The sequence below is a fragment of the Pseudoxanthomonas daejeonensis genome (assembly GCF_010093205.1).
In the GTDB taxonomy this organism is placed as follows: Bacteria; Pseudomonadota; Gammaproteobacteria; order Xanthomonadales; family Xanthomonadaceae; genus Pseudoxanthomonas; species Pseudoxanthomonas daejeonensis.
The window spans coordinates 205,068-228,963 of sequence record NZ_PDWN01000003.1 but is presented as its reverse complement, the minus strand read 5'-3'; the positions used below and the strand labels follow the sequence as shown (position 1 = coordinate 228,963).

At 69.4% G+C, this 23,896-nt stretch carries 23 protein-coding genes; 9 read left to right on the top strand and 14 right to left on the bottom strand.

Annotated elements, in window-relative coordinates:
* Positions 1-134: 134 nt before the first annotated feature.
* Both epmA and ligA read right to left on the bottom strand, forming a co-directional pair.
* Positions 135-1,115 (bottom strand): EF-P lysine aminoacylase EpmA, encoded by a 981-nt coding sequence (epmA, locus tag CSC65_RS04240; protein ID WP_162408738.1) that lies wholly within the window; start codon positions 1,113-1,115, stop codon positions 135-137.
* On the bottom strand, positions 1,112-3,472 hold the full coding sequence (ligA, locus tag CSC65_RS04235; protein ID WP_162408736.1) for an NAD-dependent DNA ligase LigA: 2,361 nt from the start codon (positions 3,470-3,472) through the stop codon (positions 1,112-1,114). The genes epmA and ligA overlap by 4 nt, the downstream gene beginning before the upstream one ends.
* Positions 3,473-3,552: 80 nt before the next feature.
* Between ligA and CSC65_RS04230 the strand changes: the two genes are divergently transcribed.
* The gene (locus CSC65_RS04230) at positions 3,553-4,686 is read left to right on the top strand and encodes a pyridoxal phosphate-dependent aminotransferase (RefSeq protein WP_162408734.1); all 1,134 of its coding nucleotides are present in this window, start codon (positions 3,553-3,555) and stop codon (positions 4,684-4,686) included.
* Positions 4,687-4,711: 25 nt separating this feature from the next.
* Here CSC65_RS04230 and fosX read toward each other — a convergent pair whose 3' ends face one another.
* The 3 genes from fosX to smc all read right to left on the bottom strand — a co-directional run bounded on the left by fosX (position 4,712) and on the right by smc (position 9,528).
* The gene (gene fosX, locus CSC65_RS04225; RefSeq protein WP_274379383.1) at positions 4,712-5,149 is read right to left on the bottom strand and encodes a FosX/FosE/FosI family fosfomycin resistance hydrolase; all 438 of its coding nucleotides are present in this window, start codon (positions 5,147-5,149) and stop codon (positions 4,712-4,714) included.
* A gap of 28 nt (positions 5,150-5,177) precedes the next feature.
* Positions 5,178-5,939: a cell division protein ZipA gene (gene zipA / locus CSC65_RS04220; RefSeq protein WP_162408732.1), complete on the bottom strand. Its 762-nt coding sequence runs from the start codon at positions 5,937-5,939 to the stop codon at positions 5,178-5,180.
* A gap of 85 nt (positions 5,940-6,024) precedes the next feature.
* Positions 6,025-9,528, bottom strand: a complete 3,504-nt coding sequence (smc, locus tag CSC65_RS04215; RefSeq protein WP_162408730.1) for a chromosome segregation protein SMC — start codon at positions 9,526-9,528, stop codon at positions 6,025-6,027.
* 254 nt (positions 9,529-9,782) lie between these two features.
* Here smc and ubiM point away from each other — a divergent pair, with 254 nt between their 5' ends.
* Positions 9,783-11,021 carry a 5-demethoxyubiquinol-8 5-hydroxylase UbiM gene (ubiM, locus tag CSC65_RS04210; RefSeq protein ID WP_162408728.1) on the top strand — a complete coding sequence of 413 codons (1,239 nt, stop codon included), beginning with the start codon at positions 9,783-9,785 and terminating at the stop codon, positions 11,019-11,021.
* Between the two features lie 11 nt (positions 11,022-11,032).
* Here ubiM and CSC65_RS04205 read toward each other — a convergent pair whose 3' ends face one another.
* The 6 genes from CSC65_RS04205 to CSC65_RS04180 all read right to left on the bottom strand — a co-directional run bounded on the left by CSC65_RS04205 (position 11,033) and on the right by CSC65_RS04180 (position 17,482).
* Complete coding sequence (locus CSC65_RS04205) at positions 11,033-11,587, bottom strand: NADPH-dependent FMN reductase (protein ID WP_162408727.1); 555 nt, start codon at positions 11,585-11,587, stop codon at positions 11,033-11,035.
* Positions 11,588-11,756: 169 nt separating this feature from the next.
* Positions 11,757-14,036, bottom strand: a complete 2,280-nt coding sequence (locus tag CSC65_RS04200) for a thiamine pyrophosphate-dependent enzyme (protein WP_162408726.1) — start codon at positions 14,034-14,036, stop codon at positions 11,757-11,759.
* Between the two features lie 22 nt (positions 14,037-14,058).
* Positions 14,059-14,727: a glutathione S-transferase family protein gene (locus tag CSC65_RS04195; protein WP_425501306.1), complete on the bottom strand. Its 669-nt coding sequence runs from the start codon at positions 14,725-14,727 to the stop codon at positions 14,059-14,061.
* Positions 14,697-15,248, bottom strand: a complete 552-nt coding sequence (locus CSC65_RS04190; RefSeq protein WP_162408979.1) for a GNAT family N-acetyltransferase — start codon at positions 15,246-15,248, stop codon at positions 14,697-14,699. Before CSC65_RS04190 ends, CSC65_RS04195 begins: the two co-directional genes overlap by 31 nt.
* Before the next feature lie 112 nt (positions 15,249-15,360).
* Complete coding sequence (locus tag CSC65_RS04185) at positions 15,361-16,524, bottom strand: acyl-CoA dehydrogenase family protein (protein ID WP_162408724.1); 1,164 nt, start codon at positions 16,522-16,524, stop codon at positions 15,361-15,363.
* A 133-nt stretch (positions 16,525-16,657) separates the two neighbouring features.
* On the bottom strand, positions 16,658-17,482 hold the full coding sequence (locus CSC65_RS04180) for a glycine zipper 2TM domain-containing protein (protein ID WP_162408723.1): 825 nt from the start codon (positions 17,480-17,482) through the stop codon (positions 16,658-16,660).
* A 152-nt stretch (positions 17,483-17,634) separates the two neighbouring features.
* Here CSC65_RS04180 and CSC65_RS04175 point away from each other — a divergent pair, with 152 nt between their 5' ends.
* Positions 17,635-17,853 (top strand): DUF6116 family protein, encoded by a 219-nt coding sequence (locus CSC65_RS04175; RefSeq protein WP_162408722.1) that lies wholly within the window; start codon positions 17,635-17,637, stop codon positions 17,851-17,853.
* A 21-nt stretch (positions 17,854-17,874) separates the two neighbouring features.
* Positions 17,875-18,675 (top strand): TatD family hydrolase, encoded by an 801-nt coding sequence (locus CSC65_RS04170; RefSeq protein WP_162408721.1) that lies wholly within the window; start codon positions 17,875-17,877, stop codon positions 18,673-18,675.
* 18 nt (positions 18,676-18,693) lie between these two features.
* Here the strand turns inward: CSC65_RS04170 and CSC65_RS04165 are convergent, their stop codons facing one another.
* The gene (locus CSC65_RS04165; protein WP_162408720.1) at positions 18,694-19,491 is read right to left on the bottom strand and encodes a tRNA threonylcarbamoyladenosine dehydratase; all 798 of its coding nucleotides are present in this window, start codon (positions 19,489-19,491) and stop codon (positions 18,694-18,696) included.
* A 76-nt stretch (positions 19,492-19,567) separates the two neighbouring features.
* Here CSC65_RS04165 and CSC65_RS04160 point away from each other — a divergent pair, with 76 nt between their 5' ends.
* A complete protein-coding gene (locus tag CSC65_RS04160) occupies positions 19,568-20,002 on the top strand; it encodes a cytochrome c (RefSeq protein ID WP_162408719.1) in 435 nt (144 codons plus the stop codon).
* 150 nt (positions 20,003-20,152) lie between these two features.
* Positions 20,153-20,641 (top strand): glycine zipper 2TM domain-containing protein, encoded by a 489-nt coding sequence (locus CSC65_RS04155; protein ID WP_238390268.1) that lies wholly within the window; start codon positions 20,153-20,155, stop codon positions 20,639-20,641.
* Positions 20,642-20,725: 84 nt separating this feature from the next.
* On the opposite strand, the gene CSC65_RS04150 is transcribed toward CSC65_RS04155, so the two are convergent.
* On the bottom strand, positions 20,726-20,935 hold the full coding sequence (locus CSC65_RS04150; RefSeq protein ID WP_162377451.1) for a cold-shock protein: 210 nt from the start codon (positions 20,933-20,935) through the stop codon (positions 20,726-20,728).
* Positions 20,936-21,176: 241 nt separating this feature from the next.
* Here CSC65_RS04150 and CSC65_RS04145 point away from each other — a divergent pair, with 241 nt between their 5' ends.
* From CSC65_RS04145 to arsC, 3 genes are all read left to right on the top strand, one after another.
* A complete protein-coding gene (locus CSC65_RS04145) occupies positions 21,177-21,662 on the top strand; it encodes a DUF456 domain-containing protein (RefSeq protein WP_162408718.1) in 486 nt (161 codons plus the stop codon).
* 85 nt (positions 21,663-21,747) lie between these two features.
* Positions 21,748-22,899, top strand: a complete 1,152-nt coding sequence (locus CSC65_RS04140) for a phospholipase A (protein WP_238390280.1) — start codon at positions 21,748-21,750, stop codon at positions 22,897-22,899.
* Positions 22,899-23,252 carry an arsenate reductase (glutaredoxin) gene (gene arsC, locus CSC65_RS04135; protein ID WP_162408716.1) on the top strand — a complete coding sequence of 118 codons (354 nt, stop codon included), beginning with the start codon at positions 22,899-22,901 and terminating at the stop codon, positions 23,250-23,252. The genes CSC65_RS04140 and arsC overlap by 1 nt, the downstream gene beginning before the upstream one ends.
* A gap of 7 nt (positions 23,253-23,259) precedes the next feature.
* Here the strand turns inward: arsC and CSC65_RS04130 are convergent, their stop codons facing one another.
* Positions 23,260-23,895, bottom strand: coding sequence for a glutathione S-transferase family protein (locus CSC65_RS04130; RefSeq protein WP_162408715.1), 636 nt, complete (start codon positions 23,893-23,895; stop codon positions 23,260-23,262).
* Position 23,896 lies beyond the last annotated feature (1 nt).

Here is a 23,896-nt window from a genome sequence, read left to right as displayed (position 1 = left end):
GCGCCGTGCCGCCCGTCATTCGACCGCGTCCTGCCTCCATCCGTGCCGCCCCCTCGACTGGTTCACGCAAAAAAGATTCTGACGCGCGCGGCGGAAGGCACGGTGAAAGCGCCCGGCGGCACGGGTCGTCGCGCTCAGGCCCGACCGAAGTCGAAGGCCAGCACATCGGCGATACGACCGGTACCGGACAGGGCCATCAGCAGCCGCTCGACGCCCAGCGCCACGCCCGCGCAGTCGGGCATGCCGGCCTGCAGCGCCGCCAGCAGGCGTTCGTCCAGCGGCGGCTGCGCCGTTCCGCGGCCCGCGCGGACCTGGTTATCGCGACGGAAGCGCGCGCGCTGTTCACTCGCATCCGTGAGCTCGTGGTAGCCGTTGGCCAGTTCGAACTGCCCCAGGTAAAGCTCGAAGCGCTCGGCCACCGGGGGATCACCGTCGCGGACCTTGGCCAGCGCGCATTGCGCGGCTGGCCAGTCATGCACGACGGTGATCCGGTCCCTCTGGAACTGCGGCTGGATGCGATGGGTCATCAGCAGGTCCAGCCAGTCGTCCCGGCCCAGGCCGGCGCCCTCGATATCGACCCCTTCCAGCGGCGCGCGCAGTTGCGCGTCACTACCGGTAAACGGGTCCACGCCGGCTCCCTGCACGAACAGCTCGCGATACGTCAGCGAGACCACGTCCGCCTGTCGCCCGACCAGGGCCAGCGCCTGCTGGACCAGGTCGACCGTCTCCGCGGCCAGGCGCCGGTGGTCCCAGCCGACGCGATACCACTCCAGCATGGTGAACTCCGGGTTGTGGCGGCCCCCTGCCTCGCCGTTGCGGAACACCCGGCCCAACTCGTAGCAGTCGCCGATGCCGGCAGCGATCAGGCGCTTGAGCGGATATTCGGGCGAAGTGCGCAGCCAGCGCTGCGGCAAGCCGGCGTCCCGGTGGCCGCTGAAGGTGGTGGTGAAGCTTTCGATGTTGGGCTCGGTGTTGCCGGCCTCCGACAGCACCGGGGTCTCCACTTCCAGTACGTCGCGCTGCGCGAAGAACGCGCGTACCAGCGCATAGACGCGCGCGCGCAGGCGCAGCGCCTCGATACCGGAAGAAGGTCGCCAGTCGACGGCATCGCTCACGCGTGCTGCTCCAGGAACGCGAGCAGGCGCGTTTCGTCCCAGACCTCGATGCCCAGTTCCTCGGCCTTGGCCAGCTTGGAGCCGGCCTCGGTCCCGGCGACCACGAAACTGGTCTTCTTCGATACGCTGCCTGCGGCTTTCGCGCCGAGCGCTTCCAGCCGGTCCTTGGCCTCGTCGCGACCCATCGATACCAGCGTCCCGGTCAGGACCACCGTCTTGCCCTCAAGCGGCCCCGCAGACGCCGCGCCGCGCGCAGGCAGGCGTCCACGCAGCTCGACCAGCGCCTCGGCGCTTCGCAGCAGCAGTCCGGCATTGGCCTCGTCTTCGAGCCAGGCGACCAGGGCGTTCGCAGTCTCGTGCGGCAAACCGGCGGTCACCAGGTTGTGCGCGGGGGCATCCAGCAGTGCCTGCGCGTCGGCGAAAGCCGAGCCCAGCTGCGCAGCACGCACCGGCGTGACCTTCGGGATCTCCAGGTCGACCAGCAGCGTGGCCAGGTCCAGCCCCTCGCCCAGCTTGGGGTTCGGCGCCTGCGCATCGCCGATGCGCACGCCGCGCTCGAGCAGCCGGTCGATCACCTGCTGGTTGCCGGGCTGGTCGAGGAAGTGGCCGATGGCACGCGCCACCTCGCCACCGATGTCCGGCACCCGCTTGAACAGCGGCCACGGCAGCCGACGGATCAGCTCCAGGTCACCGAACCACTGCGCCAGCGCCTTTGCGGTGCTCTCGCCGACATGTTCGATCCCCAGCGCGTAGAGGAAACGCGCGAGCGTGGTATCGCGGCTGCGGTCGATCGCCTCGATCAGGTTGTCGGCCCACTTGGTGGCGACCTTGCCGGCTTTCACCCCGCTTTTGGCGAGAGCGGCCGGCGTGGAACCGTCGCGCTCGTCCGCGCGGCGCTTCATCTCGAGCAGGTCGTCCAGGGTGAGCGCATACAGGTCGGCCACGTCCTTGAGGTAGCCGAACTCGGCCAGCGACTCGATGTAGCGCTCGCCGAGGCCGTCGATGTCCATGGCCCGCCGGCTGGCGAAATGGAACACCGACTGGACCAGCTGCGCCGGGCAGGTCAGCTCGCCCGAGCAGCGCCAGACCGCCGCGCCTTCCTCGCGCACGACCTCCGAGCCGCACACCGGGCAGGCCATCGGCATCGCCCAGGGCGAGGCGTCGGGCGGACGCCGGTCGACCACGACCTGCACCACTTCCGGGATCACGTCGCCCGCGCGGCGCACGATCACCGTATCGCCGTTGCGCACGTCCAGGCGCGCCACGTGGTCGGCGTTGTGCAGGGTGGCGCGGGTGACGGTGACCCCGCCCACCTGCACCGGCTGCATCAGCGCCCAGGGCGTGACCGCGCCGGTGCGGCCGACGTTGACCTCGATCGACTCGACCACCGTGGTCTGCTCCTGCGCCGGGAACTTGTGCGCGATGGCCCAGCGCGGCGCGCGCGAGACGAAGCCCATCTCGCGCTGACCGGCGTAGTCGTCCAGCTTGTAGACCACGCCGTCGATGTCGAACGCCAGCCCGTCGCGGGCCTCGCCGATGCCGCGGTAGTAGCCGAGCAGGCCATCGACGTCGTGCACGACCTTGGCCAGGTCGCTGACCGGGAAGCCCCATTCGCGCAGCCGCGCCAGGGTCGCCGAATGGCTGTCCGGCAGCGCGCCGCCCTCGACCAGGCCGACGCCGTAGGCGTAGAAACTCAGTGGCCGCTGCGCGGTGAGTTTCGGATCGATCTGGCGCAGCGAACCGGCCGCGCCATTGCGCGGGTTCGCCAGCACCTTGCCGCCATGCAGCCGCGCATGTTCGTTGTAGCGCTCGAAGTCGGCGCGGCCCATGTAGACCTCGCCGCGCACCTCCAGCACCTTCGGCCAGCCGCTGCCCTGCAGCCGCTGCGGGATCACCGCGATCGTGCGCAGGTTTGCGGTCACGTCCTCGCCGGTGGCGCCGTCGCCGCGGGTGGCGCCCTGCACGAAGACGCCGTCCTCGTAGCGCAGGCTGATCGCCAGTCCGTCGAGCTTGGGTTCGGCGGAAAACACCAGGTCCTGCCGGTCCAGCCGCTCGCGGATGCGACGGACGAAGTCGGCGACCTCGCCGTCCTCGAATGCATTGCCCAGCGACAGCATCGGCACGGCATGGGTCACTTGCGGGAAGCGCCCGGCCGGCGTCGCGCCGACGCGCCGGGTCGGCGAGTCGGCGGCGGCCAGTTCCGGGTGCTTGGCCTCAAGTGCCTCCAGTTCACGGACCAGGGCGTCGTACTGCGCATCGGTGATGTCCGGCGCATCGAGCTCGTGGTAGCGGTGGTTGGCGTCTTCGATCAGGCGGCGCAGTTCGGCGACGCGCGCGGCGGTGTCGGGGCTGTTCATGCGCCGATTCTACCCGGGGTGCTTGTCGCCCTCTTCGCGCTGACGTAGCGTGCCTGCAGCCCTCCAGCCAGCGCGCGCACATGGCCCATCCGCTCAGCCGTCGCCACTTCCTCGGCCTGTCCGCCTGCAGCCTGGCCACCGCCGGGCTGGCGCCCCTGATCGGGTCCGGGGGCATGGCTCGGGCGCAGCTGCCCCCATCGATTCCGGGGATGGACGATCCGGACGCGGTGCTGCTCAATTTCAACGAGAACCCGCACGGGCCCTTCGCCGAAGCACAGCAGGCGGCGAAGGATGGCCTGGCCCAGGCAAACCGCTACCTGTTCGGGCCACAGCGCGAACTGGTGCAGGTATTCGCAGGGCAGAACGGGCTGCGCGAAGACCAGGTCGCCGGCTACTGCGGCTCCGGCGTGGCACTGGATTCGGCGGCGCTTGCGTTCACCTCGCCGCGGTCGGCCCTGGTGATCGCCGATCCGACCTTCGAATCGCTGGCGCAGATGGCCGACGCCCACGGCGCCAAGGTCGTGCGCGTGCCCTTGAAAGCCGACGGCGCCCACGACGTGCAGGCGATGGCCGCTGCCGCGAAGGCGTCCACTGCCGGCCTGATCTACATCTGCAATCCGAACAACCCCACCGGCTCGGTCACTCCGCGCGCGGACATCGACTGGCTGCTGGCGCACAAGCCGGCCGACGCCGTGCTGCTGGTCGACGAGGCCTACATCCACTACAGCGACGAACCCGACACCCTGGACCTGGTCCGTGCCGGCGCCGACGTCGTCGTGCTGCGCACCTTCTCCAAGATCTACGGCATGGCCGGCATGCGCCTGGGCCTGGCGATGGCGCGCCCGGACCTGCTGCAGCGGCTGGTGCTGTTCGGGGTCAACAGCCTGCCGGTGCCCAGCGTGGCGGCCGGCATCGCCAGCCTGCGCAACCCGCAGCACCTGGCCACGCGCAAGGCCGAGAACACCCGCCTGCGCGGGGAGACCGTCGCCTGGCTGGCCGCGCGCGGCCATGGCTGCCTGCCCAGCCAGGCCAACTGCTTCATGGTCGACGTGAAGGGAGACGGCCGCGCGTTCGCCGCGAAGATGGCGCAGCACAAGGTCTTCATCGGCCGCAGCTGGCCGTCGATGCCGCAGCACGTGCGGATCACGGTCGGGACGGAAGCGGAGATGGCGCGCTTTCGCGAAGTGTTCGCCCAGGTGGCGGCAGCGACCTGAGCGACAGGCCAGCGACGCAGGCGGTTCAGTCCGGCTTGAACTGCGCGGAGGCCGCGTCCATCACCGCGTAGGCCGCCAGCCGCTGATCGAGCGTGCCGGCATGCAACTCGAACAGGTGGTTGTCGTCGTCGTGGAAATAGAGGGACTCGCCCTCGCCCTCGATCCGCCCGCGTCCCGGCAGCACCTCCACGCCCAGGGCCTGCAGTCGCTGCCGATACCCCGGCAGCTCCGCCGCGTCCACCGCGAAGGCCACGTGTCGGTAGCTGCGATCGGCCAGCGGCGCGCCCTGCATGGCCACCAGCCAGAGGTCACCGAGGACGAAGAACTTCTCGCGGGAAATCGAGTGCTCGCGACCGGCGCTGTCGTACACCTCGCGTGCGCCGAGCCCCTCGCCGAACAGGCGAGCGGTCCGTTCCAGGTCGGCGACCACGAAGGTCACATGGCTGATGCCGCGTATCGACACAGGCCGTCTTCCGCCTCCCAACGTGCGCTTACCAGCGCGGCGCCTTGGTCAGCGGCGGCGCTTCGTGCTGGCGGTCGTAGGCGCGCAGTTCGTCGCGGATATGGGCGATGCGCTGGCGACCGAGCGCGTTGCGGCTGTCGTCCAGGACCACGCCTTCCAGCAGTTCGGCCATGCGCTGCACGGTCGGCAGCATCTTCTCCCACGCGTCCAGCGCAGGCACCGGCGCCGGCAGGGTCAGGAAGAAAGCGATCGCCGGCGTCTCCAGCTCACGGATCGTGGCCATGTCGAAACTGCCGGGCTTGATGATGCTGGCCATGCTGAAGACCGGGCCGCGTTCGGGATGCCCTTCCAGCAGGCGGTGGAACACGCTCATGTGGCCGAAGACCATGCCGGTCTTCTCGGCCGCCACCACGATGTCCTCGCCGCGCAGCACGGTACCGGCCCGGGCCGCCACGTACAGCGAGACGATCTTGTCGAAATCCTGGGTCTCGCGGCGGCCCAGGTTGCTGTCCGGCGCCGGTTCGGCGCCCAGTCCGAGTTCGGGCTGGCTCACGGCCTCGCTGCTGTAATCGCCATCTCCGCCACCGTCCGCAAGGCCTTCGCCTTCCAGCGACGGTTCGCGCCGGGCGCGGCCGTACTCGGACGTCATCACCGGGGACCCGCGCGATTCGCGCGATTCGCGACGCCGTCCCTGCTCCTCCTTGCGCGGCCTTCCGAAGAACCAGATCGCCACCAGCAGCAGGAGGCCGGCGATCAGGATGCCGATGCGCAGCAGGTCTTTGTCGGACATGGAACGCGTCTCCGCCGGGGGTCAGAAGGGTGCAAGGATGTCACGAGCGGCACCCCGGAAAAAACCCCGAGGCGCCGCGATCGTCTCAGGCAGCGCCTGCAAGGCGCGCGGCCTCCTCCAGATCCACGCTGACCAGCCGCGACACGCCGGGCTCGCGCATGGTCACGCCGGAGAGCTGGTGGGCAGCCTCCATCGTCGCCTTGTTGTGGCTGACGAACAGGAACTGCACCTTCTCGCTCATCTCCTTGACCATGCCGGTGAAGCGGCTGACGTTGGCCTCGTCCAGCGGCGCGTCCACCTCGTCGAGCAGGCAGAACGGCGCCGGGTTCAGCTGGAAGATGGCGAACACCAGCGCCACCGCGGTCATCGCCTTCTCGCCACCTGACAGCAGGGAGATGTTGGAGACGCGCTTGCCCGGCGGCCGCGCCATGATCGCCACGCCGGTGTCGAGCAGGTCCTCGCCGGTGAGTTCCAGGTAGGCGTGGCCGCCGCCGAACAGGCGCGGATACAGCTGCTGGATGCCGGAATTGACCCGGTCGAAGGTGTCCTTGAAGCGGCCACGGGTCTCGCGGTCGATCTTGCGGATCGCCTCTTCGAGGGTCTCGAGCGCGGTGGTCAGGTCGGTGTTCTGCGAATCCAGGTAGGTCTTGCGCTGCTCGGCTTCGCCGCATTCGTGGATCGCCGCCAGGTTGACCGGCTCGAGCCTGCGCATGCGCCCGTCGATCTGGCCCACCGCCTGCTCCCACTGGGCCACGTCGGCCACTTCGGGCAGGGTGTTGACCACGTCCTCCAGCACCAGGCCATCGGCGGTGACCGCCTGGACCAGTTGCTCGGCCTTCAGCGCCAGCGCCTGCTGGTCCAGCCGGCGCTGCGAAATCCGCTCGCGCTGGGCCAGCGACTGTTCGTCGCGCTGCTGCCGGGACTGTTCGAAGCCGCGCAGTTCGTGGTCGATGCCTTCCAGGACCGCACGCGCCTCGCCGAGCGCACGCTCCACGCGCACGCGCTCGGACAGCGCGGCCTGGTGCTCGCCCTCCAGGGTCTGGATCGGCGAGTCGCCGGTGCTGAGCTGGGCCGCCAGTTCGCCCAGGCGTGAATCGAGCTGGCCGCGCTGTGCCTCCATGCGCTGCAGGGCCTGGGTCAGCGAGGCGATCTGGGTGCGCTGCGATTCCAGGCCCAGGGCGAGCGCGTGGGTGGCGTCGCGGCTGCTGCGCGCGGCATCGCGCGCCAGGTCGCGGGCCTCGGTGCGCTGGCGGCGTTCGGCCTCCAGGGCCTGGCGCGCGGTTTCCAGGTCGCCCATCGACGTGACCGCATCTTCCAGCCGGGCGCGGGCCTCGCGGGCCTGCTCGCGGCTGCTGTCCAGGGTCTGGACCAGCTGCGCCAGTTCGTTTTCGATGCGCTCGATGCGCTGCCGGGCGGTGTCCATCCGGCCCTGCTGGCTCTGCAGCTGACCAGCCAGTTCGGAGACGCTGCGGTGCGCCATGTACAGCTGGCGCTGCGCGTCCTCGCGCTGCTGTTCGGCGGCCAGCAACTGGTCGCGCAGGTGGACCAGGCGCTCTTCCAGCGCGGCTTCGCGCTGCTGCAGTTCCTCGATGGCCACGCGCAGCGACTGGATCTCGCGTTCGCGCAGCAGTGCTCCCTGCTTGGCGGCGCCCGAGCGCGATACCCGCAGCCAGCCCTCGCCCAGGCGTTCGCCGGCACGGGTGATGATCGAATCGCCCTCGCCCAGCGTCGGCAGCAGCCGGCGCGCGTGGGCCAGGTCGTCGGCGGCATGCAGCCGCGCCAGCAGGCGGCGCACGGCCAGCGGGCCCTGCACCTTCGCCGCCAGCGAGGTCGGCGCGAAGGTCGCGGTCCCCGCCGCTTCGGCGACCAGCGCGATGCGCCCGTCGCCCAGGTCGGCCAGCGCCTCGACCAGCTGCTCGGGTGCGTCGACCAGCACGCCTTCGATCAGCTGGCCCAGCGCGCCTTCCACGGCGTTTTCCCAACCGTCCTCGACGGTGAGGCGCTCGCCCACGCGCGCGGACGAATCCAGCCCGCGCGCCTTGAGCCACGCCACGGCCGCGCCCTGCTCCTGGCCGAGCGCGGCCTGCTGCAGGGTCTCCAGCGAAGACAGGCGGCCGCGCGCGGCCTGGGCCTGCTTGCGTACGTCGGCCAGCTCGGCCTGCGCGGTGCGCTGCTGTTCCTGCAGTCCGGATACGCCCTGCTTGCGCGCTTCAAGCTGTTCGTTGAGCCCGTCCAGCGCGGTCTTCTGGGTCTCGTGCTGGATCTGCGCTTCTTCGAACACCTGCGCCAGCGATTCCAGGTCCAGCCCGGCGCGTTCGCCTGCCAGCGCTTCGCGGCGCCGGTCAGCTTCCAGGGCCTGCCGGTCCAGGTAGTCCACGCGGGTGCGCTCGACTTCGCCCGAGCGCGATGCCTCGGCCGACTGGCGGCCATGCGTTTCCCAGCGCAGTTGCCAGTCGGCCAGCTGCGCCTCGGCCTCGCGCAGGGCCTCCTGGCGGAACACGTCGTCCTCGCGCAACTGCTCCAGGCGCGGTTCGGCTTCCTCGACCGACGCGCGCAGCACTTCGAGCTTCTGCCGGTCGTCGCCGATGTGCTGGTCGAGCTCGCCCAGCGCGGAGGCCGCTTCGTCGCGGGCCTGGTTCAGGCGCGTCGCCATTTCGCGCTGGTGCTGGATCTGCTGTTCGATCCGGGCCAGCACGCCGCCGACCTGGTAGACCTCGGCCTGGGCCTTGTTGAGCGTCTCGGCCGCTTCCTCGCGGCGCACCCGGCCGGTCTCGATCTCGCGCTCGGCCTCGCGCTGGCCGGCGATGATCTGTTCGAGCTTGGTCTCCTCCTGCCCCAGCCGCTCCCGCAGCCCCTGCAGTTGCACGTCCAGCGCGCGGAACTGCAGCGCCTTCCACTCGGCGTCCTTGACCTTGCGTTCGGCCTGCAGCGCCTGGTACTGCTCGGCCTGGCGGGCCTGGCGACGCAGGTGGTCGAGCTGCTTGTCGACTTCCTCGCGCAGGTCGTTGAGCCGGTCCAGGTTCTCGCGCGTGTGGCGGATGCGGGTTTCGGTCTCCTTGCGCCGCTCCTTGTACTTGGAGATGCCGGCGGCCTCTTCCAGGTACACGCGCAGGTCCTCGGGCCGGGCCTCGATGATCTGGCTGATCATCCCCTGCTCGATGATCGAATAGCTGCGCGGCCCCAGGCCGGTGCCCAGGAACAGGTCGGTGATATCGCGGCGGCGGCACTTGGTGCCGTTGAGGTAGTACTGGCTCTGGCCGTCACGACTGACCGTGCGCTTGACCGAGATCTCGTTGAACGCGGCGTACTCGCCGGCGATGGTGTGGTCGGAGTTGTCGAAGATCAGTTCGACCGTCGCCTGGCTGACCGGCTTGCGCGCGGCGCTGCCGGAGAAGATCACGTCGGTCAGCGAGTCGCCGCGCAGGCGGCTGGCCGAGCTCTCGCCCATCACCCAGCGCACGGCGTCGATGATGTTGGACTTGCCGCAGCCGTTGGGACCGACCACGCCGGTCATGTTGGTCGGCAGGTGCAGCGTGGTCGGGTCGACGAAGGACTTGAAGCCGGACAGCTTGATCGTGGACAGGCGCATGCGGCGGACAGTTTCCCGGGGGTCTCGCGGCGCAGTGCGCCACCGGATTGATGTTGTTTGCCAGAAATGCGGCCCAAATCATTGATCTGTAAAGGCGCCGCTGTCTGTCAAAAGCGTTTGGACCGTGCAGTATAGCCGGCACCGCGGCGCCCTCCGCAGCCCCGCCCCGCGATCCCCGCTGCATGCCTTGACCTCGATCAGGGCGCCGCGCCGCCGCCTGCCTAGACTGCGCGGGACGCAAACGGAGAGCGCACATGCAGCACGACATCGCCATCGTCGGCGCCGGGCCGGTCGGCCTGTGCCTGGCCCGTGCCCTGGCCATGCAGGGGTTGAAGGTGGCACTGGTCGAGCGCCAGCCGCAGGAAGCGCTCGCCGACCCGGCCTTCGACGGCCGCGAGATCGCCCTCACCCATGCGTCGATCCGCCTGCTGCGCGAGCTTGGGGTGTGGCCCCACATCCCCGACGGCGAAATCCATCCCATGCACGCGGCGCGGGTGATGGACCGCGACCTGCCACAGGAACTGCGCATCACCCCGCGTGTCGCCCCGGACGCCGGCGGGCATCTGGGCAGCCTGGTCGCCAACCACCTGATCCGCCGCGCGGCCTGGCTTGCCGCGCAGGAGACGCCGGGGATCGACCTGTACCCCTCGGCCACGATCCAGGCCGTGCACGCCGGCGCAGACGCCGCCTGGCTGCAGCTGCGCGACGGCCCTCGCCTCGAGGCACGCCTCCTGGTCGCCGCCGACAGCCGCTTTTCCGAAACCCGGCGCGCCCTGGGCGTCGACGCCGACCTGCACGACTTCGGCAAGAGCATGCTGGTCTGCCGCGTGCGGCATGAGCTGCCGCACGCGCACGCAGCCTGGGAATGGTTCGGACTCGGGCAGACCCTGGCCCTGTTGCCCCTGGAAGAGCATCTGGCCGGTGCCGTGGTGACCCTGCCGGGCGAACAGGCGCGCGTGCTGGCGGCGCTGGATGACGACGCCTTCGCCCGCGAACTGGAGAAGCGATACGGCGGGCGCCTGGGGCGCATGGAGCTGGTCGGCAGCCGCCATGTCTATCCGCTGGTGGCGACCTGGGCACGCCGTTTCACCGGGCCGCGCCTGGCGCTGGCCGGGGATGCGGCCGTGGGCATGCATCCGGTCACGGCGCATGGCTTCAACCTGGGGCTGGCCAGCGTGGAGCGCCTGTCCGACCTTGCGGCCACTGCCCTGCGGCAAGGCCGCGACCCGGGCGATCCGTTCCTGCTGGCCCGCTATGAACGCCGCCACCGCCGTGGCAGCTGGCCCCTGTTCCAGGCCACCCGCGCGATCGTCGGCCTCTACACCGACGAACGCGCCCCGGCGCGCTGGGTGCGTGGCGCCGCACTACGCGCCAGTGCCGCGCTGCCGCCGTTCAAGCGCGTGCTGGCCGCCGTCCTGACCGATGCGGGCCCGGTGGACCCCTCGCCGCTGCAGCGGCTGCGCAGCGGCCTGCAGCAACTGCGGCCGGGCTGACGCGCCGGAGCTCAGCCGCGCTGGCGGTCGATCCACTCGACGAAACGGTCGACGAAGTCTTCGAGGAACTCGCGCGTGTCCTGCCGGGTGACCTTGCCTTCCTCGTCGACCAGCCCGTCCTTGAAGTGGATGTACGCCTCCGGCTGCGGCATCACCGCCATGTCCAGGTAGGAAAGGATGTTGCGCAGGTGCTGCTGCGCCATCGCCGTGCCGATCGTCCCCACCGAGGCCCCGATCACCGCGGCCGGCAGACCCGCGAACGCGCTGTCGCCGTAGGGACGCGAGGCCAGGTCGATGGCGTTCTTCAGCACGCCGGGTACCGAGCGGTTGTATTCGGGGGTCACGAACAGCACCGCGTCGGCGGCGCGCAGCTGCGACTTGAGCGCCGTGCCGGCCTCGGGGTAGTCGCCGTCGAAATCCTGGTTGTAGAACGGAAGGCTGCCGATCTCGACCAGGTCGAACACCAGCCGGTCCTCGCCCAGCCGCTCCAGCGCGCGCGCCAGCAACCGGTTGAAGGAGCCTTCACGAAGGCTGCCGATGAGGACCGCGACCTTGCGCTTGTCCATGGCCATGCTCCTGCGGGGGACAGGCCACGATGCTAGGCAGCCCGGTGCGTTCGCCAGGTGAAGAGGCGCCCAGGCACCGACGCGAGCCGGGGCGGGGATCGCCCCTGCTGGCGCCTCACGATCCTGCCGCACGCAAGCGGGAAAACCCGCCTGCGTCCGCGGCCTTCCGTCAGCCGGCCAGCTCTGCTGCCGCCGCGACGATGTCATCGTCGCCGGGGATCACCAGGAAGGCCGCGCCTGCCAGCGGCGTGTAGGTGTCGGCACCCACCACGCGGCGGAACGGCCGTGCGCCATACCCCCCCTCGATGATCGCGGTGATCACACCCTCGCCCACGCCGGCGCTGCGCCGGCCCTCGTCCACAATCAGGATCCGCTTCGCGTCGCGCGCCTGTTCGGCGATGAACGCGTCGTTGAGCGGCACCAGCCAGCGCAGGTCGACCACGCGCACTTTCCAGCCGTGGGCGGCTTCGATCCTGCGCGCGGCGCGCAGGCTCATCGGCACGCCGTTGCCGTAGGTGAACACCACCAGGTCGTCGGCTTCCTCCGCGTATACCCGGCCCTCGCCCAGCACCATCGCCTGGCCCTGCTCCGGGTACGGGAACAGCCACTGGCCGTCGCCGGCCTCGTGCAGGTCCTTGGCCATGTAAAGCGCGATCGGCTCCAGGAACACCGCCACGCGCCCGTCGACCTTCGCCAGCGCGGCCAGCGTGCGCAGCATCATCGCCGCATCGTCACCGCGCGACGGGCAGCCGACGACGATGCCGGGGATGTCGCGCAACGCGGTGATCGAGTTGTCGTTGTGGAAGTGGCCGCCGAAACCGCGCTGGTAGCCGAGCCCGGCGATGCGCACCAGCATCGGGTTGCGGTACTGGTCGTTGCTGAAGAACTGCAGGCTGGCCGCCTCGCCGCGGAGCTGGTCGCAGGCGTTGTGGAAGTAAGCCAGGTACTGGATCTCCGGCAGGGGCAGCATGCCCATGTTGGCGTAACCCTGGGCCAGGCCGAGGATCATGGTCTCGTCCAGCAGCGTGTTGAACACGCGCGCGCCCTTGAACGCCTTCTGCAGGCCCCTGGTGACGGTGTAGACGCCACCCTTCTGGGCCACGTCCTCGCCGAACAGCAGCGTCTCCGGGTACTTGGCCATCAGCTCATGCAGGGCCTGGTTGATCTGGATCGCCAGGTGGCGCGGCGCCTGCTTCTCGGGCAGCTTGTCCTCGCCACCGAACGCGGCGATGCGCGCCTCCTGCGGCGCGGCGCGCGCGGCCTCCTTCGCCACTGCGGCCGGCGTGAATGGCGCCAGCGGCGCGATCACCTCGGCCAGCGAAGCCAGCCTGGGACGGCGGTCGGCATCCTCGGCCGCGGCGAAGCAGCGCTTGCGGGTGGACTCGTACAGCTCGAGCAGCTCGTCGACGCCCATCAGGCCGGATTCGAGTGCGATGGCCGCGCTGCGCAGCAGGGGATCGGTCGCCTCCACCGCGCACAGTTCCTCGATGCTGCGCCACTCGATCTCGAAGTCGGTGCCGGCGTGGCCCATGATCCGGGTCGTGCGCAGGTGCAGGAAGGTCGGGCGCCGCGTGCGCCGGCAGTGCTCGACCGCCGCCTGCACCTGGCCGTAGCCGGCCGCGGCATCGAGGCCGTCGGCCTGGAAGTAGTCCAGGTCGGCGCGATTGCGGAAGTTGCGGCCGATCCAGCCGTCCGGCGTCTTCACCGAGATGCCGATGCCGTTGTCCTCGCAGACGAACAGCACCGGTGCGGGCAGGCCCTGGTAGGCGGTCCAGGCCGCGGCGTTGAACGCGGTCTGCGCGGTGGCGTGGTTGCTGGAGGCATCGCCGAAGGAGCAGATCGCAATGCTGTCGGCCGGGACCGGCAAAGCGTGGCCGATGCGCCGCGCCTGCTCGATGGCGACAGCAGTGCCCAGAGCCTTCGGCAAATGCGAGGCGATCGTGGACGTCTGCGGCAGCACCCACAGCGGCTTGCTGCCCCAGACCTTGTGGCGACCACCCGAGGCCGGGTCTTCGGCGCTGGCGGCGAAGCTCAGCGCCGAGTCCATGATCGGGTCCATGCCGGGCAGCTTGCGGAAGCGCTCGGCCATGAAGCCGCCGCTGCGGTAATGCAGGAATGCCGGATCGGTGTGCCGCGTCAGGCGCGCCACCATCGCGTTGCCTTCGTGGCCACTGCTTCCGATCGTGTAGAAGACCTTGTTCTGCACGCGCAGCACGCGCGCCATCAGGTCCAGGTGGCGGCTGATGAGCTGCGACTCGAACAGCTCGCGGAAGCCGCGCGCGTCGAGCGCGCTGCCCGGCAGCACCGGATCCCCGTCGCGCGGCCGTGGTGCCGGCGTGCCACGCCAGGCGCGCACCGCTTCGGTGAAGTTGCGGTCGCAGATATCGGCGCGGTTGATGCCACGCTTCCAGGCAGGAATGGTCTTGGCGGGGATGGTGGAGTCGTTCATTCGGTCGTCGTGTTCTTCGAGTTCAATCTACGAGTGCCAGTCGTGCCTTCGCCTCGTCGTCGAGGTCGGGCATCGGCACGAAACCCGGCGTGCCGCGCACGCGCGCGAGCCAGGCATCGATATGCGGATAGGCGGCGAGGTCGAAGCCACCATCGGCGGCGCAATGGGTATACGCGAACAGGGCCACGTCGGCGATGCCGTACGCAGGGCCGCTGAACCATCCGGACTCCCCGAGGTGCCGCTCCATCACCGCCAGCGCCTGATGGCCGCGCTCGCGCAGGCGCGGCAGGTCGGCGCGGCGCGGCGAATCGGCCGGTGTCCAGCCGCGGATGAAACGGGCCACGGCGATGTAGGGCTCGTGGCTGTACTGCTCGAAGAACATCCACGACAGCGCCTGCGCCTTCTGCCAGGCGTCGGATGGCAGGTACCCCGTGCCCTCGGCCAGCCAGCACAGGATCGCGTTGGATTCGACCAGCACGCGGCCGTCTTCCAGCTCGACCAGAGGCACCTTGCCATTGGGGTTCTTGGCCAGGAATTCCGCGGTGCGGGTCTCGCCGCGGGCGCTGTCCACCTCGACCCAGCGGTAATCCCGGCCCAGCTGTTCCAGCAGCAGCCGCAGCTTGTAGCAGTTGCCCGACATGGCCATGCCGTACACGGTGATCATGCGCCGGGCTCCTTGCGTGCGCGCCATTGCTCGCGGGTCTGGCCCCAGATTTCCACCGGCTTGTCCTGATGCGGTTCCGGCAGCCGGCCCATTTCAAGGAAACGCGAGCCGAGCTTGGCCGCGACCATCTTGGAATTGGCATTGCCAGGGGCGATGGTGTGGATCACCTCGCTCCAGCCCAGCGTGTCGAACGCCCAGTCGGTGCAGGCGGCCGCAGCCTCGGGCGCATAGCCGCGCCCCCAGCGGTCGCGGGCGATGCTCCAGCCGACCTCCGTGCCCGGCCAGCCTTCCGGGTGCCACGGCCCGACCCGGCCGACCCATCGGCCGCTGTCCTTCTCGATCACCGAGAACATCGCGAAACCCTTCAGGTGCCAGACGCCGACCATCGCGGCGAAGCTGCGCCAGGCCATCGCGCGCGGCTCGGTGCCGCCGATGTGGCGGTTGGCTTCCTCGTCGGCCTTGAATGCGGCCCACGCCTCGAAATCCTGCGCCTGCGTTGGACGCAGCAGCAGGCGCGGGGTTTCCAGTTGCAATCCGGCCAGGTCCATCGCGGCGGCTCTCCCGATCAGGGCAGTACTGGAGAAGACGAAGCTGGTGCGGAAATCCCGCACCTGCCACGCCTCGACGCAAACCTCCCGCAGGACGGGAGGCGCAGGCCGGTCAGAACGCGCTGATGCCGGTGAGTTCGCGGCCGATCACCAGCTGGTGCACGGTCTCGGTGCCCTCGTAGGTGATCACCGATTCCAGGTTCAGCGCGTGCCGGATCGCGGAATGCTCGGTGGTGATGCCGGCGCCGCCCAGCAGGTCGCGGCACTCGCGGGCGATGTCGATCGCCATGCGGCAGTTGTTCCACTTGGCCAGCGAGACCTGCTGCGGCTGCATCTGGCCGGCATCCTTCAGGCGGCCCAGCTGCAGGACCAGCAGCTGCGCCAGGGTGATGCGGCGCGCCATGTCGGCCAGCTTGAGCTGGGCGCTCTGCGTCGCGGCCACCGGGCGGCCGAACAGGATGCGTTCCTTCGAGTAGTTCAGCGCCTCGTCCAGGCACGCGATCGCCGCGCCGACCGGACCCCAGGTGATGCCGTAGCGGGCCTGGGTCAGGCAGCCCAGCGGCCCCTTGAGGCCCTTGACGTTGGGCAGGCGGCTGGAATCGGGCACGCGCACGTCGTCGAAGAACAGCGACGACGTCACCGACGCGCGCAGGCTCATCTTGTGCTTGATTTCCTGGGCGGTGAAGCCGGGCGTGCCCTTCTCCAGCACGAAGCCCTGGATGCCGTCGTCGGTCTGCGCCCAGACGATGGCGATGTCGGCCACGTTGCCGTTGGTGATCCACATCTTGGAGCCGTTGATCACCCAGTCGCCACCGTCCTTGCGCGCATGGGTCTTCATGTTGGCCGGATCCGAGCCGCCGTGCGGCTCGGTCAGCCCGAAGCAGCCGATCACCTTGCCCGCGGCCATGTCCGGCAGCCAGCGGCGGCGCTGTTCTTCGCTGCCGTAGGCGTAGATCGGATACATGCACAGCGAGGACTGCACGCTGACGAAGCTGCGGATGCCGCTGTCGCCGCGCTCGAGCTCCTGGCAGATCAGGCCGTAGCTGACCGCGTTGAGGCCGGCGCAGCCGTATTCCTCCGGCAGGGAGGAACCGAGCAGGCCCAGCGAGGCGATCTCGGGCACCAGCTCCTTCGGGAAACGCGCCTGGTCGAAGCAGTCGCCGATGATCGGCAGCACACGTTCGTCGGTGAAGCGGGCTACCGCCTCCTGCACGGCGCGCTCCTCGTCGCTGAGCAGGGAACGCACGTCGAACAGGTCGTAGGCGGACAGGGCCATGGCGGGAACCGGTGTTGGGATGGTTGCGATTGTATCGGCCCAGCCCACCCGAGGGCGATGCGCGGCGCAATAAAGCGGCAAAAAGAAGGCCGGCACGGGGCCGGCCTTCTCCTGGTTCCGCGTCGGGCCGCGGTTACTGGCGCGTCGCGCCTTCCGGCACTTCGACCACCGCGGTGGAGGTCACGATCTTGCCGTCGACGACCGGCAGGCGGTCGGTATCCGGCTTCTGGTCCATCCGCAGGGTGCCTTCCTGGTCGTTGTAGCGGTAGGTCACGTCGTAGCCGATGACCTGGTCGCTGTTGCCCATCGCCACGCGCGTACCGGGCTTGCTGGCCATGCGCATGGTGCCGGTGGTGCCGTCGGCATTGCGGTAGGTCACGTTGTAGCCGGTCACCTTGCTCGACTCTGCGACCGCGTTCTCGGTGTGGCACTGGCGCTCGGTGCGGGTCACGACCTTGCCGCCGACATGGCGCTTGTCGGCCTGGTTGCCGATCACGCCGCCGGCGATCGCACCGGCCGCGGTGGCCGCCTTCTTGCCGCTGCCGCCGCCGACCTGGTTGCCGAGCAGGCCGCCGATCACGGCGCCGGCCACGGTGCCGCCGACGTTGCCGTCCTTCTCGGGCAGGCGCTCCTCCACCACCACGTCCTCGCATACTTCCTTCGGAACAGAGGTCTGGGTGGTCTCGCGCACCGGCTCGGTGCCGATCACGGTGGCGTACACCTTCTCCTTCTGGGTCACCGGATCGACCCTGACGATATCGGCGTACTGCAGCGCGCTGGTCTGCAGTTCGTCCTCGGCGCCCAGCGGCGCATCATCGGCAGCCAGCGCCGGATCGGTGGACGTGGTGACGGCCACGGGCTCGGCCTGCGAGCCGCGATTGTTCATGAATGCCGCTGTGGCAATGCCCCCGACCAGGAGGGCACCGGCAGCGATCAGTACGGTAGTAGCTTGTTTCATGGCCTGGGCTCCTCGCGGGACGATCCCGCTGCAATCGATGCGATTCCATCACGGCGAAGCTGAACAGGACCCGGAGCCTGAGCGACAGCGGGCGTCGGCGGGTCCGTAGCGGCCATGTTAGCTTTCGCGACATGCCAGAGCGAGTTGCTGCCATGCCCGGCCCACTGTTGCTGTCTTTCATGGAATGGGCGCGAGGACTGCGCTTTCCGACGCTGTTCAAGGTCACCGCCGCCGCGCTCGTGGTCAACCTGCTCCTGCCCGATCCGATCCCCTTCGTGGACGAACTGGTCTTCGGGCTCGGCACCCTGCTGCTGGCCAACTGGAAGCGGCGCAAGGATCCACCAGCGCTGCCGGACAACAGCCGGCGCTGACCGGCGCGCGACACCGGCGCCATGGATCTCGTCGACAGCCACTGCCACCTCGATGCCGCGGAATTCGACGCCGATCGCGAGCAGGTGATCGAACGCGCCCGCGCCATCGGCGTGCATCGCCAGGTCGTACCGGCGGTGACCGCTGCCAGCTGGCCGAAACTGCGAGAGGTCTGCGCCAGCGCGCCAGGCCTGTACCCGGCGTACGGGTTGCATCCGACCTTCCTTGCCGAGCACCGGCCCGAGCACCTGGATGAACTGCGCGGCTGGATCGAACGCGAGCGTCCGCTGGCCATCGGCGAATGCGGGCTCGATTTCTTCGTCGAGGGGTTGGACCCGCAAGTGCAGGCGGACTACTTCGACGGGCAGCTGCGGCTTGCACGGGACACCGGATTGCCGTTGATCGTGCATGCACGCCGCGCCGTGGACGCGGTGATCGCCGCGATCCGCCGGATCGGCGCCACGGCGGCGGCAGGCACGAAATTGCGTGGCGTGGTCCACAGTTTTTCCGGCAGTCCGGAGCAGGCGCGGCAGCTGTGGCAGCTGGGCTTCCTGGTCGGGCTCGGCGGGCCGCTTACCTACGATCGCGCGCAGCGCCTGCGCCGCCTGGCCGCGGAGATGCCGCTGGAATTCCTGCTGCTGGAGACCGATGCCCCGGACCAGCCCGATGCGGGCATCCGCGGCCAGCGCAACGAGCCGGCGCGGCTGCACCGGGTGCTGGAGACCGTGGCGCTGCTGCGTGACCAGGACCCGGCCGAGATCGCCGCGATCACCAGCGCCAACGCGGCGCGACTGTTCGCGCTGCCGCCCGCGTCCGCCCTGTAGAGCCGGGCTCGCCCCGTCCTATGCGGGACCGCGCTGCTTCAGCAGCATCTCCAGTGCCTTGCCCGCCGCGGCAAAGGCAAACGTACCGGTCACATGGGTGGCGGCGCCCAGGCCCGCTCCGCAGTCCAGCTTGAGCGCCGCATCGGCACCCAACTGGGGACGCACGCCACAGACGCTGCCGTCGGCATGGGGATACTTCACGTTCTCCAGCGAATACACCGCCGGCACGCCGAAGAAGCGGTCGGGATTCTTCGGGAACTTGAAGTCGCCGCGCAGCCGCTTGCGCACCAGCGCCAGCATCGCGTCCTGCTCGGTGCGGGACAGGTCGCGCACGCGCACCAGGGTCGGGTCGGTGCGACCGCCGGCGGAACCGACGGTGAGCAGCGGCAACTTGCGCCACCGGCACCAGGCGATGGCCTCGACTTTGATCCGCAGGCTGTCGCAGGCATCGACCACCAGGTCGATGTCCTGACCCAGCAGCTCTTCCAGGTTTGCCGACGCAAGGAACGCCTGCACCGGCCGCGCGTCGATCGCCGGGTTGATCGCCCGGCAACGCTCGGCCATCGCCTCGGCCTTGTTGCGTCCGTACTGCCCGGTGATCGCCGGCAGCTGGCGGTTGGTGTTGGACACGCACAGGTCGTCGGCGTCGATGAGCTGGAGCGTGCCCACGGCCGAACGTGCCAGCGCCTCGGCGACCCACGAGCCCACGCCGCCCAGTCCGACCACCGCCACGCGGCGGGTCGAAAGCCAGTCCACGGCACCGCGACCGTACAAACGGTCGATGCCGGCGAATCGTTCCAGCAGTGAATCATCCATCGCGTGCATTCTACCGGGGGTGCACCTGCGGCCATGGTCGCCCTATCATCCGGCCCTCATCGCCAATGGAGCCCGCATGTCCAGCCAGGAACCCCGCAAGACCCGCTACGCCGGACGCTACCTGTTCCTGTTCCTGCTGGGACTTGTCATCGGTGCGATCTGCACGGTGATGGCCCTGCGCGCCCTGCAGGCGCGTACCGATCCGTTTCCCGACGCCCTGATGCAGGTGATGGCCCAGCAGTCGCGCGAACTGGGGCGGTCCGCCAAGGCCAACCGCTGCACCCCCAGCGACACCCTTCCGCGCCTGCAGTCGCTGCGCGCCCTGTCCAACGACATCGAACCCGCATTCCCGGGATTGAGGGACGACGCCCGCTTCGATACCGCAGCCAGCGGGCTGCGCGCGACGCTCGACGGGGCGCTGGCCGCGCCGCCGGCGGACTGCACCCAGCTGGCCACCCTGGCCCAGCAGATCGGCGAGGACTGCAAGGCCTGCCACCGCGATTTCCGCTGAACGTTCGCTGAGGCCAGCCCGTTCCGATCACGCGACCGTGCCGTTGCTTGGCGCTGCATTCACGCGGCTGCACGGACGATGCCTCCAGCGCGACGCCACGCGCATGGATCCACCCAAGGTTCGTCACCCGTCACCTGAGGACTCACGATGATGCAGAAGCACCCCGGCTCCTATCGAATGCTCGGACTGGCCGCGGTCGGCATGCTTGCCCTCGCCGGCTGCTCCACCACCTCGCCCAATTACGGGTCGTCCTATCCTTCTTCGTCCTCGTACCCGTCGCAGCCTGCCCGTTGCGTCGACTGCGGCCTGGTGACCCGGATCGAAGCGGTGGCCTCCGGCCGCAGCGCGCCTTCGGCGACTGGCGCGATCCTGGGCGGCATCGTCGGCGCGGTCGCCGGCCATGAGATCTCGGACAAGACCGGCGGCAGCAAGGGCAACCAGAACGTGTCGGCCGTCGCCGGCGCGGCCGCTGGCGCGATGGCCGGCAATGCCATCCAGAAGAACGTCACTTCCGATACCTACAACATCCACGTGCGCCTGGACGACGGCCGCACCGTGGTCATCAACCAGCGCGACCTCGGCGGGATCCGCGAGAACACCTACGTGCGCGTGGTCAACGGCAAGGTCGTGCTGCGCTGAAGCCCCACGCCCGCTCCAGCTGGAACCGGAAAAAAAGAACGGCCCGCGCAAGCGGGCCGTTCCCGGTACGGCGGGCAGCGGGTTTCAGGCGGCCTGGACAGCGTCCGCCTGCAGGCCCTTCTGGCCCTGCACGACGGTGAAGCTGACCTTCTGGCCTTCCTTGAGGCTCTTGAAACCCTGCATCTGGATGGCGCGGAAATGCACGAATACGTCCTCGCCATTCTCGCGGCTGATGAATCCGAATCCCTTGGCATCGTTGAACCACTTCACGGTGCCGACTTCGCGATCTGCCATTACTGCTGACTCCTCGAACTTTGCTGGGTGGTGGTTACGCCGTTGCCACGGCGGCTGGTTGCAAGGAGTACGCGCGAAGTAACGATGTAGCGGTCCATCACCATCACATCAGGACTTACCGTTTTCCGGCCACGGTTCACGGTGACCTTGTCAAGCGCAGCGGCCCAAAAGTTACCCCTCGTTCAGGGGAAATGCAATCATGGCAAGGACTTGGCCGCCGAACGGATAGGACCCGCTCCGCATGGATCCCACGCTCTTCTGGTATGCCCTCGCCGCGGTGCTGGTCCTGGTTGGCCTGGCCGGGGTGATCCTGCCCGCCCTGCCCGGCCTGCCACTGGTCTTCGTCGGCATGCTGGTGGCGGCGTGGGCCGGGGATTTCCAGCGGATCGGCGCCGTGCCCCTGGTCCTGCTGGGATTGCTGACGCTGCTGTCGGTCGTGGCCGATTTCGTCGCCACCGCCGCGGGTGCCAAACGCGTCGGTGCCGGGCCGCTTGCGGTCTGGGGAGCGGCACTTGGCACCTTCGCCGGGATTTTCTTCGGCCCACTCGGGCTGCTTGCCGGGCCGTTCCTCGGCGCCCTGCTCGGCGAGCTCTGGCATACCCGCGCCTTGCGCCGGGCCACCCATGTCGGCCTGGCCACGTGGCTGGGCCTGCTGCTGGGTACCGTGCTCAAGCTCGCACTGGCCTTCGCCATGGTTGGCCTGTTCATCCTCGCCTGGTTCTTTTGAAGCACCCCCTTTGTCTCGGGCGGTCCTCCGCCCTGGGAGTTCTCCCTTGAAGCATCCCCCCGCCCCGCATCGCCTGGTCTGCGCCCTGGTGGCCAGCTTCGCCGCCGGCCCGCTGGCCGCGCAGGAATCCACCGCCCGGCCCGCCACCGCCGAGGCCTGCCTGGCCATCGCCTCCGACGCGGTGCGGCTGGCCTGCTACGACGCGTTCTATGGCCATTCGGCACAACCCACCGCGCAGGCCGACCACGTCGCCCGCCAGGCCGAGCAACAGGTCAAGCAGGAAAAGGCCGAGCAACGCGCGGCTGCCCTGCCTGCCGAGGCAAGCGCGACGGATCGCGCCATGCAGCGGACCGGCGAGCTGTTCCGCAGGAGCGACCTGCCGCCCAACACGGACGCACAGGATGCGATCGCCAACGCCGGCCGCGGCTCGTTGCTCGACAGTCGCTGGGAACTGGCCAAGGACTCCAAGCTGGGCATCTTCCAGTTCCGCGCCTACAAGCCGGTCTACGTGCTTCCCGCGTTCTGGACCAGCAACGTCAACGAGATGCCGTCCTCGCCCAATCCCAACAACACGGTGACCACGCCGGAAGAACTGGACAGCATCGAGGCCAAGTTCCAGATCAGCTTCAAGACCAAGCTCGCGGAGAACCTGTTCGGCGACAACGGCGACGTCTGGGCGGGCTACACCCAGAGCTCGCGCTGGCAGGTCTTCAACTCGGAGATCTCCCGGCCTTTCCGCGAGACCAACTACGAACCCGAAGTGATGCTGCTGTTCCGCAACAACTACAGCTTGCTGGGCTGGAACGGGCGCATGACCGGAATCAGCTTCAACCACCAGTCCAACGGCCGCAGCGACCCGCTCTCGCGCAGCTGGAACCGGGTGATCCTCAACGTCGGCCTGGACCGCGAGAACTGGGCCTTCGTCGTGCGTCCCTGGTACCGCATCGAGGAGGATGCCGCCGACGACAACAACGCCGACATCGAGGATTTCATCGGCCGCGGCGACGCGATGCTGGTGTACAACCGCAACGGCCACGAGCTGTCCCTGACGGCGCGCCACTCGCTGCGCGGCGGCGACCGCTCGCACGGTTCGCTGCAATTCGACTGGGGTTTCCCGATCACCAACCTGCTGCGCGGCCACGTGCAGGTGTTCGACGGCTACGGCGAAAGCATGATCGACTACAACCACAAGGCGACCTACGTCGGCGTGGGCTTCGCTTTGCTGGAGTGGTTCTGATGGCGGGCACGGAGGTCACCATCTGGCACAACCCGCGCTGCTCCAATTCGCGCGCCGCCTTGCAGTTGCTGCGCGAGCACGGGATCGAACCGCGCGTCGTCGACTACCTGGCCTCGCCTCCCGATCGCGCGACGCTGCTCCAGGTTGCCGCCGACAGCGGGCTCGGGCTGCGCGGACTGGTCCGCGACAAGGAAGCAGTTTTCGCGGAGCTGGGACTGGGTGCCGCCAGTGACGATGCGCTGCTCGACGCCATGCTCGCCCATCCGCAGCTGATCAACCGGCCGGTGGTGATCAGCGGCCGTGGCGTACGGCTCTGCCGTCCGCCGGAAACGGTACTGGAGCTGCTGCCCTGATCCGGACTCAGGTCCAGTCGCTGATCCCCTCGCGCCGGTAGACCTCGGCGAAGGACGGACGGTCCTTCATGCGCCGCGCGAAATCGCGCAGCACCGGCCAGTCGTCGGTCGGGCGCGGCATGTTGCGCGACCAGCGCATCAGCATGGTCAGGACGAAGTCCACCGCCGAGGGCTGCGCGCCGAGCATGTAGGGGCCGCCCTGCTCCAGGTGGTCGGCCACCTGCTGCCAGGCCGCTTCCAGCTGGATCCGCGCACGCTCCCTGACCAGCGCGGCATTGGCCTCCCCGGCCGGCTCGTCGGCGTAGAACCAGCCGCGGTACGCCGGCATCAGCGTGTACACGCAGAAGCACATCCAGCGGTAGTAGGCGCCGCGCGCGGCGGTGCCCGGTGCCGGCGCCAGCCCGGCCTGCGGATGCAGGTCGGCCAGCTGCATGGCGATGGCGGCCGATTCGGTCAGCACCTGCCCGTCGACCAGCAGCGTCGGCACGCGGCCGGCGGGATTGATCGCCAGGTACTCCGGCGACTTCTGTTCGCGCCGGTCGAAATCCAGCTGGTGCAGTTCGTGCTCGATGCCAAGTTCGATCAGCAGCCAGTGGACGACGAGCGAGGCGGTGCTGGGCGAACCGTAGAGGACGACGGACATC